At 39.1% G+C, this 12,428-nt stretch carries 12 protein-coding genes; 1 reads left to right on the forward strand and 11 read right to left on the reverse strand.

All coding sequences use genetic code 11. The features are described 5' to 3' along the window. Positions 1-43: 43 nt before the first annotated feature. The 5 genes from RT761_RS00505 to RT761_RS00525 form a co-directional block, all read right to left on the reverse strand. The gene (locus tag RT761_RS00505; protein ID WP_246465262.1) at positions 44-2,116 is read right to left on the reverse strand and encodes a primosomal protein N' family DNA-binding protein; all 2,073 of its coding nucleotides are present in this window, start codon (positions 2,114-2,116) and stop codon (positions 44-46) included. Further along, complete coding sequence (gene coaBC, locus RT761_RS00510; RefSeq protein ID WP_218112143.1) at positions 2,113-3,336, reverse strand: bifunctional phosphopantothenoylcysteine decarboxylase/phosphopantothenate--cysteine ligase CoaBC; 1,224 nt, start codon at positions 3,334-3,336, stop codon at positions 2,113-2,115. The genes RT761_RS00505 and coaBC overlap by 4 nt, the downstream gene beginning before the upstream one ends. Next, entirely contained in the window at positions 3,333-3,527 is a 195-nt protein-coding gene (gene rpoZ / locus RT761_RS00515; RefSeq protein ID WP_218112144.1) for a DNA-directed RNA polymerase subunit omega, read from the reverse strand. The genes coaBC and rpoZ overlap by 4 nt, the downstream gene beginning before the upstream one ends. 313 nt (positions 3,528-3,840) lie before the next feature. After that, a complete protein-coding gene (gene gmk, locus RT761_RS00520) occupies positions 3,841-4,443 on the reverse strand; it encodes a guanylate kinase (protein WP_218112145.1) in 603 nt (200 codons plus the stop codon). Between the two features lie 9 nt (positions 4,444-4,452). Then, positions 4,453-5,325, reverse strand: a complete 873-nt coding sequence (locus tag RT761_RS00525; RefSeq protein ID WP_218112146.1) for a YicC/YloC family endoribonuclease — start codon at positions 5,323-5,325, stop codon at positions 4,453-4,455. A gap of 316 nt (positions 5,326-5,641) precedes the next feature. Here RT761_RS00525 and RT761_RS00530 point away from each other — a divergent pair, with 316 nt between their 5' ends. Beyond that, positions 5,642-7,360, forward strand: a complete 1,719-nt coding sequence (locus RT761_RS00530) for an Rqc2 family fibronectin-binding protein (RefSeq protein WP_281388016.1) — start codon at positions 5,642-5,644, stop codon at positions 7,358-7,360. On the opposite strand, the gene RT761_RS00535 is transcribed toward RT761_RS00530, so the two are convergent. From RT761_RS00535 to RT761_RS00560, 6 genes are read right to left on the reverse strand one after another with little or no spacing between them, the layout of a single operon-like run. Beyond that, positions 7,316-8,260, reverse strand: a complete 945-nt coding sequence (locus RT761_RS00535; protein WP_218112148.1) for an RluA family pseudouridine synthase — start codon at positions 8,258-8,260, stop codon at positions 7,316-7,318. The genes RT761_RS00530 and RT761_RS00535 overlap by 45 nt on opposite strands. Beyond that, positions 8,232-8,735, reverse strand: coding sequence for a signal peptidase II (lspA, locus tag RT761_RS00540; RefSeq protein ID WP_218112149.1), 504 nt, complete (start codon positions 8,733-8,735; stop codon positions 8,232-8,234). Before lspA ends, RT761_RS00535 begins: the two co-directional genes overlap by 29 nt. Further along, positions 8,735-9,310, reverse strand: a complete 576-nt coding sequence (locus RT761_RS00545) for a DivIVA domain-containing protein (RefSeq protein ID WP_218112150.1) — start codon at positions 9,308-9,310, stop codon at positions 8,735-8,737. The genes lspA and RT761_RS00545 overlap by 1 nt, the downstream gene beginning before the upstream one ends. 5 nt (positions 9,311-9,315) lie before the next feature. Then, the gene (gene proC / locus RT761_RS00550; protein WP_218112151.1) at positions 9,316-10,122 is read right to left on the reverse strand and encodes a pyrroline-5-carboxylate reductase; all 807 of its coding nucleotides are present in this window, start codon (positions 10,120-10,122) and stop codon (positions 9,316-9,318) included. Beyond that, positions 10,123-10,827, reverse strand: a complete 705-nt coding sequence (locus RT761_RS00555) for a YggS family pyridoxal phosphate-dependent enzyme (RefSeq protein ID WP_218112152.1) — start codon at positions 10,825-10,827, stop codon at positions 10,123-10,125. A gap of 27 nt (positions 10,828-10,854) precedes the next feature. Then, complete coding sequence (locus RT761_RS00560; protein ID WP_218112153.1) at positions 10,855-12,414, reverse strand: radical SAM protein; 1,560 nt, start codon at positions 12,412-12,414, stop codon at positions 10,855-10,857. Positions 12,415-12,428 lie beyond the last annotated feature (14 nt).

Raw genomic sequence — 12,428 nt, forward strand, 5'->3', positions numbered from 1 at the left:
TCAGTCTTTACCATCGGTTGTCATAAATTGATACCAAGCCCTATCAGAGGTCATCCGTTACCTTATGCGGCAGAGTATTATAAACTTTAAAATCAACCTCAACCCCAGTGCTTTTTCTGGCTTGAACTACAGCTGTAACTTTATCATAAAGAATGCTCAAAACCGCTGGTTCAAATTTTATCACCAGTTGGTCACTCCATCCTGCTTTCTTAAGATAGCTGTCTCCCGGAAAAGGACCATCTATTATAAACGACTTCTCATCCAATTCATTTTTTACCTTATTTAGAACCATCTCACGGTTTAACTTATTCCTTGAACGAGCTATCACCTGAAGAAGGCCCTGACTGGGAGGATATCTATATTTTTTCCTTTTTTCCAATTCTTGTTTATAAAATTCTGCAGGGGGATGGAAAAATGGATCAATATATTTTTGATACTGATTGGAGGTTTCGATAATAACTCTTGTCTTGGTTGGTTTTGATGCACCCAAAAAATAAAGTGCTCGCTGGATGTTTTGGTAAAATTTTTCCCGTACTTGAAATTCCGGTAAAAATAACCAATCTTCAAAGGAATGGATGATAAAAAGAGTCGAGTGAGCTAAAAGTTCTTCATGCAAAGCTGCTGAAGTTCCAACAATAATCATCGGCTCCTCTTCTTTCACATTTAGTTCACTTCTTTCTTGATCCGAAGCGATTTTTACAATGTGTACTCCGGAAAATATTCTTTTTAAAAATTGATACACTTTCTCAATACCATCACCCCAAGTTTTCATCCAAGGCCCGTGACATTCCGGGCAAAAGCTCTCCGGGACAACCTTCTTCCCGCACCGAGGGCACCGAAGAATTCTCTCTTTCTGGTAAAATCTCAATGCCACATCGCAATCGGAACAGGAGTAATAAAAACCGCAATCGGAACAACCCAAAGCTACCGAATATCCGGTTTTTTGGACCCAGATAATGCTATTTTGCTGACTGGTGATATTTTGAGCAATGGCTTTTTGTATCAATTGCGGGAGAATCGTTTTTCTCTGTTCATAGGTTACTAACTCCAACTTGTGTTCTTTGGTAAATCGTTTTATTTGTCCCGTTTGGGATTCAAAATACCCCTCCTGCAATCCAAAATAAATGGTTAAATCGGGTATAGTTCCAATAATATGCAGGTCCCCACCGGTAATATTAACTTTCTCTATTAAAGAATGGAAAGAATGATAATGCGGCTGCTGATCAGAATAATGGCCAAAGTCGTTGGGATCAAACAAGACTTGAACACCAATTTGGTGAATCGGTAAAAACTGAGCTAAACGAGTCCCCAGTAAAACGTCATAATATCCTTCTCTTATCATTTGATAGGCTAGCATCCTCTTCCGAGCTGTTAATCTTCCATCAAATGAAAGAAAACGAACCAAGGGATATAGAGTTTTTAAATTTTCCAAAAAATAATCTAAAACTTTCGGACCGGGAAGCAAAATGAAGACTTTCAAGCCCCGACTGAAGCTATCTTCAATCAGCTTTCCCAAAAGATTCAAGCTTTCGGTTATAGTTCCCCTTTGCCACCATTTTTTTGCCCATTTTTGAGGAGGCAAACGATATTGATTTTTCTGAAAGTCTTCATCAACAATTGTGATCCGATTTTTTTTTATCAATTGGTCGATTTTTTTTGAAGTGATACCCAATAAATCTTTAAAAATAAATAAATTCATTCCTTGGGAAAAGTGATCGACACCATATTTTTTTAAATCAAGAAAATATTCGTCATCCTCATTTGCTAAAAATATTCGTCGACTGGTCCATTTTTCCCATGACCTATGATACTTGGGAATAAATAGCTCCAGTGCCTCTCCCAAACTTGAAAAGGTTTGATTAGCAATTCTTTTGGCCCATTCCAACTGCCAGTCGGCTAAAGGTTCAAGCGGAAGACAAGATAGAATACTTTTTAATTCATATTCTTTATCCTTTTCAATCGAATTAACCGACCAAACACACCCAAAACGATGGGATCCGTGAAATTCAACTTCAACCATTGTTCCTGGTTGAATTTTTTCGCTAATATTTTGTGGCACATCATAATCGAACACTTTGTAAATCGGAAGTGGGAGGGCAACTGACACAGACTTCATTTTAAACAAGATAAAAGAACAACCAGATGATCGATGATCGTTTCAGCCAAATCCATTTTATCCATTAAAGGAAAATCAAGCGTTACACCATTCTTATCGAGAACCCAGGCTTTATTGTTATTTACTTCGAAACCACTTTCTCCTGGTAAAATATGATTGGCAACCATCACATCACAATCCTTTTGCCGCAATTTTCGACGAGCTTCTGAAACAATATCTCTATCTTCAGCACAAAACCCGACTAATAATTGAGAAACCTTTCTGCGTCCTAGTTCAGAAAGAATATCGGGATTTTGGGTTAAATTAAGAACCAGTTCATTTTTTCCTTGTTTTTTTATCTTTGCAGGAGAGGGAATTGACGGTCGATAATCAGCTACAGCGGCATTCATGATACAGATATCTGCCTTATCAAATTGTTCAAGAGTTGCTTTTTCCAAATCCTGGGTTGAAATGATGGGAAGGTAATCTACGCCCGATGGAATTCTCACCGACATTGGACCGCCAATCAACATCACAGAAGCTCCACGAGCCCGAGCAGCAGCCGCCAGCGAACATCCCATCAAACCGCTGGAAGAATTGGTTAGATAACGGATGGGGTCAAGGTATTCACGAGTTGGACCAGAAGTAATTAATACTCTTTTTCCTTCTAAAGATCGATTCGAACCAAGGAAATAGTAAAGAGCTTCTAAAAACTCCTCTTGTTCGGGAAGCCGGCCTGTTCCTCTTTCTCCACAAGCTAAATTTCCCGATGAAGGATCCATGACTCTGACCCCAATCGCAATAAGTTTTTTTATGTTTTCTTGCACGATTGGATTATTCCACATATCAACGTTCATCGCCGGAACCAAAATGACCTTTTTCGGGTCAACCAAAAAACAGCTGCTTAATAGGTCATCACCTATTCCCCCTGCCATTTTACCGATGATATTCGCTGTAGCTGGTGCTACCACCAGGTTGTCATATTCTCTCATCAAATGAATATGGAGAATTTTTTCGCCGTAATCAAATAGATTGGAATAAACCGGCTTACGGGTTAATGCGTTGATGGTAATTTCTCCAATAAATTTTTTTGCAGCTTCGGTCATAATGACTTGGATTTCCGCTCCTACCTGAACTAGGTGACTGATAAATCCAGCAACTTTATAAGCAGAAATCCCCCCGGTCATTCCAAAAAGTATTTTTTTATCTTTCCAGAACTGCGGAGGATAATAAATATTCATGTCGTCTCCTTTGACCACTTAATTTTATCTTCAGCAACTTCATTTAAGGCAATAAAAAGCGGCTTGTCTGGTTCTTGAATTTCGATCAACGGTTTGGCGCCTTGATTAAGTTGTTTAGAGCGCTTCGCCACTATTGTAGTTAAATAATAACGGTTTTCAGTTTTCTTTATCAATTCATCAATGGACAGCATAATCTCACTCCAATCTATCAATTTTATTCTGTAATAACAGGGGCTTGATCAATCAAGCTTCTACAAATAAGATAAAATGTAGGAGCGCAATTTATTATGCCCTATTAACAGTGCGACATACCATGGCATGTCAAATCCCGGGTTTTCATCCCCATCCTGGCTTTCTCCCATCAAGGGAGGAGGAGCGAAAAAACCAAAGGGAAAAGGTATTAAAATCATCATTACCAGGATCGAAGCGTTAAATTCAAAGGACCTCCAGACTTAGTCATTATTGGATACCACTCAATAACATCGAATTTATTGAAAGAAAAAATCATTCCGATAAAAATTCCTGATTCTCATTATCTCCATAACGAATACGGCAGCGCTCGGCAATAATAACCGAATGGAATTTATGAACAGTTTCTTCAAGTATATTATTAATAATCAAATAATCATAATCCCGAATCGATTTCATCTCACCCAAAGCATTCATCATCCTAAGATAGATAACGTCTTCTCTGTCAGTTTTACGATTGCGAAGTCGTTCTCCAAGAGTTTCTAAGGATGGAGGAGCAATAAAAACAAATATACCCTGAGGATAATTTCTTTTTACTTGGAAAGCTCCCTGTACGTCAATTTCTAATATGACATCAAATCCGCTTTGTAACCATTCTTCCATTTTCAAACGAGGAGTTCCATAAAAGTTACCATGAACCTTAGCCCACTCAATAAACATATGATTCTCTTTCATATGCTTAAAGGTATCATCATCAACAAAATAGTAATCGATGGCCTCTCTCTCTCCTTCTCGTCTTAACCGGGTCGTGTAAGATATAGAATATTTCAGCCCCTTGCATTGTTTCATTACCGCCTTTCTCACCGTACTTTTTCCAGCACCAGAGGGTCCAGAAAGAACAAAAAGGAGGCCGGACATAACTATTTTTTACTCCACATTCTGAATTTGCTCTCTCATTTTTTCTAAAACCGTTTTTAAATCAATAATGATTGAAGAGATTTCAACATCTGAAGTTTTTGAACCAATTGTATTCACTTCACGATTCATTTCCTGCAGTACAAACTCGAGTTCACGTCCTATCGAACCTTGATGGGAAAGAATGTCATCAAAGCGACAAATATGTGCCTTCAGGCGGATAATTTCCTCATGGACATCACTTCGATCAACATAAAATACAATTTCTTGCGCTAATAGGTTTTCGTTAATGGGAACGGTTGGAATAACTTCTTTTAATCTCTGGTTAAGTTTTTCTCGATAATATTCCGGAATATTCTTTGATTTTTCCTCAACCAAAGCCACCAACTCTCGAAATATTTCCATCTGCTTTAAAAGATCGTGAAGTAATTTTTCTCCTTCGCGGAGTCGATACTGCAAAAAGGCTTCCACGGCCTCTTGAAATACCGGAAAAAACCGTTGGTATTCATCAAGCCAGCGGTGATCGTCTTCTTTCAGTTTGATTATTTCCGGAACTTGCATTAAATCTCGCAGGTCAGCTTCATAGGGAATGTTCAAGTCACCACTCAATTTGTGAAGCGCTTTCAAATAGGCTTTGGCTAAAAGTGAATTGGCTTCGACCGAAAAAGCTTCTTCGCTCGGTTCAAAATTGAGTTTTAGCTCAACCTTTCCTCGAGACACTCGTTCTTTGAGATAGGATACTAAATTTTCTTCCCAAACACTTAATTCACGGGGTAGCCGTAAATTAATATCTGAAAAGCGATGGTTAAAGCTTTTTATGGATATTCGATAAAATCCAATCGAACCCTCACCTTCAGCATGTCCAAATCCTGTCATACTTTTCATTTTTTCACCTTTTCTTAACCTTTTTAAATATATCGTCATGTTTCTAAATATTATCATTATAAGGAAAGATAAAATGATTATTGGGGAAAATAATTTTTATCAGTACTCTCTCCAACGCAATGCGGCATTTCTCCAAAAGAACAACTATTCTGCCTGTAGCCACCTTCTTTGTTTTTATACTCATGACTCAACTTGGTATTTCTACCTTTCACTTAAACCGCATTCGCTGGAAATTAAACAAAGCTTGCAATTGTGCAACTGGAATAATATTATTTAATATTATTGAACGTGTCAACAAAGTCAGGACTCTGAATCGATGAGAATATTGGAAGGAATTCCCTTACGCTACCAAATTGAGGCTGTTTCCCCTCTTGTGCAAGGAGCTCGGGTGCAAAAAATTATCCTTACAGAAAATCGAGAAACTTGTTTAGAGATACGCTCTCAAAACCAACCGGGCTTTTTAATCCTATCCACCCATCCGGAAATTTGTTTTTTTTACTATTCGCAGAAAAAACCGATCATGAAAAAAATCAAAGAATCGGCCTGGGGGCAAATCCTCAATAAATACTTGTTAGGAGCTAAAATTATCGGGTTCGAACAAATAGGATGGGACCGAGTAATCCGTTTAGCCGTCCAGAACCAAAAAATCTGGGAAGAAAAAAACTTCTTTTATCTTTATTGTGAGCTAACCGGAAGAAATGCCAATTGTATTTTAACGACTGCCGACCACCCTTCTTCTATACTCGGTTGTCAAAAGATAGTGAGTCCTCAGCAGAATCGTTTTCGCACTATTATGGTTGGAGAACCTTACCAACTTCCTCCTCTAAAAATGAATGCTGTTGACCCGCTCCTTTTCATTCAAGAAAAAGCCGAACTCCCAATCCCAAATCGGGATGATGATTTACCAAAATGGCTTTTAAAAAATATCGATGGTGTTGGGCCATTCCTAACCTCAGTCTTAGGAGAAAACTTAGCCAATCGAGAGATGAATTGGGAGAATATGCAGTCGATAATCAGAACCCGCCTTCAAGATATTTTTCGACCACTGCAAAACCTCAATTCTTCTATTACCGTCTATATCTCCCCGAAGGACAATTTCCCTCTCGGATTATTTTGGTCGCCAACATCGCATTATGCTCAACTTCCACACCGTGATTTCCCCAACCTCAATGATGCAGTGAAATATTTTGTTCAAACCCACTGGAATTTACAAACTTTTCTCAGTCTAAAAAATAAAAGGAAGAGCTATCTTGAAAAAGAACTCTCATTTATAGAAGAAGAATTATTTAAAGTGGATCAATCTCTGGTCAGTGAGAATCAGCTGGCGGAGTTGTTGACTCGGGGGAATCTTTTGAAACTATACCCACAATTGAATATCATCGAAAAACAACCGCAAGGAATCTTGGTAACCAACCTTCTCAGCGGTAATTCAGAAGAAATTTTTATTGAGATTGACCCTCTCCTTTCTGTGAATCAAAACATGCAACTCTTCTTTCGAAAATATCGTAAATCAAAAACCCGCAATCAAATACTTGAAAAGAAAAAAGAAAAATTGGAATTCCGCAAAAAAATCCTTAAAAGGGAACTCTTGAGCCTTGATCAAGCTCAGCTCTGCCAAGAACAGGATGAGAGTAGTTCAACTCAATCAGGATTTTTTGAACCGGGTATAATAAAATTTCTCACTCCCTCGAAAAATATAATTTTGGTCGGGAAAAATGAAAAAGCCAATCATTTATTAGTTACCCGTTTTTCATCACGAGACGATTATTGGCTTCATGTAAGGGATTTTCCTGGTTCGCATGTTTTACTGAGAATTTCCAACCAGCCCAATAATCTTGTTGGAGAGCTGTTTTTGGCAGCTCAAATTGCCGGTTATTATTCTTCTCTTCGGAATGAAAAATCGGTAATTGTTATGTATGCCCCCATTAAAAACGTAAAAACCCTTCCCCATGCCGGCTTAGGAAAAATGACCTTCCGCAACGAAAAAAATTTAACCGTGATACCCGCTATTCCCGATAATATTCGTCAAATTTGAAATATGACTCAAGGCTTCTTGAAAATCACTGGGCAAAGCAGCGGCAAAAAACATTTGTTTTCTGGTAACCGGATGCGAAAAAACAATAAGAAAAGCATGCAAAGCTTGCCGTTTCATGATTACTTCAGAGCGATTACTTCCATAAGATTTATCTCCAACAATCGGGTACCCCTGAGAACTTAAATGGACTCGTATCTGGTGAGTTCGTCCGGTCCGCGGTTTGACTTGCAAAAGTGAATAGGAATCTCCGATCCACAGAGGTTCTATTTCAGTCAATGCCGGCTTTCCCCCACTTGAAGAAATCTTCATAAGACAAGGCGTCCGTGGATTCCTCTGAATAGCCAAATCGACTTGTCTTTTCCCCTTCCAGTGTCCTTCGACGAGAGCTAAGTAAAATTTCATAACTAATCTATTTTTAAACATGTGGATCAGTTCGAGATAGGCACGATCGGTTTTGGCAACCACCAGAACACCCGAGGTATCCCGGTCCAAGCGATGAACAATCCCAGGACGAAGCGGACTTCCATAACGAGGCAGTTGAATCCCATGAAAAAGCAAACTATTGATGAGAGTGTCTTTTTGGAAGGGACGAACCGGGTGAACGATCATACCGGCTCTTTTGTTTACTACCACAATGTGATCGTCTTGATAAATGATATCCAAGGGGAGGTTTTGGGGTTCTAAGGTATGCGGGGTGTCAACTGGCCAAGTGATTTCAAGAATATCACCCGGGTGGATTTCGCTGCTGGGTTTATAAATAACTTCCTGGTTTTTTTGTACTAAACCTTGTTTTATAAGCCTTGAGAATGCCGATCGGGAAAAATCCGGAAAATTTCTGTGCAGCCAGACATCAATCCGGCAAAACTCATTATCATATACCTTGATTTTTTGTTTCTTCAATTTCTGAACCCTGAATCCATATTTGAAAAAATACCAATACTAAACCAGCGATGATTGCTACATCGGCAACATTAAAAGTCGCCCAGATTGATGGCTCAAAAAAATCGATTACAAATCCCCAACGTAAACGATCAATGAGATTTCCCCAAGCTCCGGACAAAAACAAGCCAGCTCCCAAAAAGAACCACCATTTCCAGTTGCCAAGAAATCGGAGCATAAAATAAAGAAAAGCGATGGTTATCGCCGAAGTAATGATTAAATGGGCGGGTGGATTTAAGAGACGAATTCCAAAAGCGCTTCCCACATTCCTTCGCAGAGTGAGATCAAAAAAACCAGGAATGATTTGGATGGTTCGATTGGATAAATTATTCAGAGCCCACCATTTGGTTATCCGATCTAATAATAAAAAACAAAAATAACTAATTAGAAAAATAATGAAACAATTCCCTGGACAACTTCTTCCTTTAAACTCCATTACTTTTGGTCTTCTTCCAAATCCCGAAAAGAAAATGAGGTTACATCTTCGGGAGAATGAATCGGATTTTGATCGATTCCTTCCGGTTCAGGAGTGTCCATATCCATTGGTTGTTCTTTCCAGTCAATACTATCAATAAAAGTCTGAAGGAGAGATTTAAAGCGAATCTGAAACAACCGATATTTTTCTTGGAGCTCAGAGTAACTAACTTCGATTTCTTTCTTTTTTTTCAAAGCTTCATCAACAATTCGATTTCCCCGAATCTGAGCTTCCTTTAAATGCATTTGTGATTCTCGACGAGTCAGTTCTTTCTCAATATCTAATTGTTTTTTCCATTCTTCTAAAGTTCCCTCTAAGCGTTTTGCATATTGGGACAATTCGTTCACTTTCCGCTTGTATTCGTCATTTTCCTGTAGCAATCTTTCATTATCCTGCTGTAATTTTTCTCTTTCTTTTTGCACCACTTCAATTGCTTCGGCAATTTCCTCAATAAATTCGTTTACTTCGTCTTCATTATACCCGCGGAAAGAACGACTGAATTCAACCTCCAAAATATTTTCCGGTTTCAAATCCATTCCCGTCACTCCTCGGCCATGTTATTTTTTGCTCGCCTATTGGCAGTTTCAATCCCGTCCATAACTATACCTCTAAAACCTGACAATTCCAGTCGTTTTATTCCGGCAATGGTTGTTCCACCAGGAGAACAAACCATATTTTTTAATAATCCAGGGTGACAGTTTTTTTTCTTCAACCAGGTTGCCGTTCCTAGCATGGTCTGCACAACCATTTTTAAACTTTTTTCCCACGGCAAACCAATATTCACTCCAGCATCCATCATCGCTTCCAAAAAAACCGCCACTAATCCTGGACCACTCCCACTCAAGGCAGTAATCTGATCGAACTCCTTTTCTTCGGCTTCAAAAATCCACCCGAGAGAAGAAAATACAAACAGTAAGTCCTCGCGATTCTCTTCGTTCACCAGAGAGTTATAATGAAGAGCAACAACGCCCTCCCCAACTTCTACGCCCAAGTTCGGCATCATTCTGATAATAGGCCGGCCTTCTCCTAAATATTTCTGCAATTGTTCCTGATTAACTCCCGCTGCCAAAGAAACAAATATTGAGTTTCTAAATTGAGAAAGGCTTTGACAAGCTGATTCGATTTGATTGGGTTTTACCGCTAAAAAAATGAGGTAGGGTTCCGACTTCACCTCATTTATATCAGCTACATAAGATAAATCGAGTTCATTGGCTATCTGTATCGCCTTGGGCAATACTTTATCATAAAGGCAGAATTCATACTTGTTATGCCATTTGTCAAGACAAAGTCCTCGTGTCAGAGCACTCCCCATATTACCACAACCTACCACCAAAATGGATTGTTTCACCTAATTGCTCCTTTCTCCAAATAGACAACGTCCTAACCGAAGATAGGTTGCACCCTCTTCTACCGCTATTGGATAATCATCACTCATTCCCATTGACAAAGCCAAAGTTGGTGTAATCCAACTATACTTTTTACTCTCAACTTCTTCCTTGATTTGATAAAGCTCACGAAAAACTCGTCGAATTTCATCAAGACTTCCCTGAGGCCCAATGGTCATTAGCCCACTGACTCGAATACGTCGATAAAGGTGCAAAGATTCAAAAAAAGGGATGACATCTTGTTTCTCAAGCCCAGCTTGGGTTTCTTTGCCAGTCAAATTCACCTGTACCATAACCGGATAGCAATCCTCCTTTGACAGTTCCAAACGTTTTTCTAAGGCTTGAAATTGATTTATCCGGTCTAAAGAATGAATATACTGAAAATATTCTACCACTTTTGGGATTTTGTTCCTTTGAAGCTGTCCAATAAAATGCCACTCAATTGGTTCTTCTTGAAAAGAAGTTCTTTTTTGCTCGGTTTCTTGAATCCGATTTTCGCCAAAGCGATTTAACCCGCAGGATAAAGCTTCCTGCATTTTTTCAACGTTGATTCCTTTAGTCACGGCGATGATTTTAATCTCTTCGCTCTTTCTCCCCGATTTTTGGCAGGAACGTATAATATTTTCTTGAATCATTTCTAACCGTTTTTGAATGTATTTATTCATCATTTTCGATCCGGTTCTTCCTCACTTTCCTCACTGATTTCTCGCTTCATTGTCAATTATTGACCAGGGAAACAAACCATCTTCCCAGGGATGTCTTGGCCATTCATCAAAATCCCGTCCCATTTTTTCCATTACCGTTCTCCATTGATTAAATACCAAACCATTTTTTTGCCCCACCAGTTTTGGAATCTCCTGAGCCAAGAAACGATCAGCCCGAGCTAAAAGAAGCTCTATCCAAGCAACTCGAAGACTTTCACCGGAAAAACGAATTTTCATTTTTTTCAATCCGGTCTCGAAAAGCTCTCTCTCTTTCCTCCAAGCGAGGAAAGAGAGAGTTTTCATGTTCTCCAAATTGGTATGAGGCTTCGGAACCAAAAAGCTGTAAGAAATAGATAATTGATGGTTAGAATTAATTTTACGACATAATTTATGAATAAAATCCAAATCTTTTTCGGCAGAATGAAAAGTCTTCCCTATCATAAAATAGAGTTTCACTTTCGGTATTCCCAACCGGATAATATTTTCGATGAGATCAGTCCACTCCTCGTCATCCAAACCCTTCCCAAAATACTGACGAGTCTTAACTTCTCCGCTTTCTGGTGCCAAGGTCAAAGTTTTTATTCCACATTTTACCAAATAGGGAAGATATTCCCTATGGCGAGAAAGAGTGATCGCGGAGAGAGATGAAAAATTAACGGTAAACTGGTTTTTTATTGCATATTTTATAATATCCTCCCATTGGGGATGAGAGAGCACATCCGACCCAATGATCCCCAAATGAGAAGTCCATTTTTTTAAATTATTGATCATCTTCAAAACCATTTCAATCGGTCGCTGGCGTAGGGGGCGGTAGATAGCTCCACCAGCACAAAAACGACAGCGATAACTGCACCCCCGGTTGATTTCCATCAATCCCATATTTTTAAAATAGGATTGAGGAGTATAAATATGAGAAAAGACCTCAAAACGGCTAATATCAACTCTTTGTTGTTGGATCTGTTCTGGAACGGTGTCAATTTTTTTAAAACCTTTAAAAAATGTGCCCGAAACTTGAGGAAAATAAAACCGTGGAACATAGACGCCGGGGAAACGGCTTAAATAAAGCAGTGTTTCTTGGCGGTTTAAACCGAAGTCTTGTGCTTCTTCCCAAGCAGCTAATAAATCAGGAAGGCTTTCTTCGCTTTCACCAACAAAAATGACATCGGCAAAAGGGGCAATAATTTCCGGGTTCAAGGAGGCCAGTGGACCTCCAACTAAAACTAAGGGTTGATTTTCTTCCCGTTCATTGGCATAAACCTCAAATCCCGAAACCAAAAGCAACTGTACCAATGAGAAAATTTCAATTTCAAAACCAAGGGTCAATCCGACGATATCAGCTTCAGCTACGGGGGTACTTTTCTCGAAAGTTCGAATCCCGGTGTCGGTAAATAATCTTTCGACCCTCCATTGAGGACAATCAAAGACGGTCTTTAAAACCGATTGATACCCGAGATTCGCCATTCCCATTTCATAAGAGCCGGGAAAACACCCAACAAAAAGATACTTCCCCATCTTGTTGTTGAGGGATAAGCCCCGTTCAATGTTTTTCAAATGGGTGACATCCA

This window comes from Atribacter laminatus (assembly GCF_015775515.1).
In the GTDB taxonomy this organism is placed as follows: Bacteria; Atribacterota; Atribacteria; order Atribacterales; family Atribacteraceae; genus Atribacter; species Atribacter laminatus.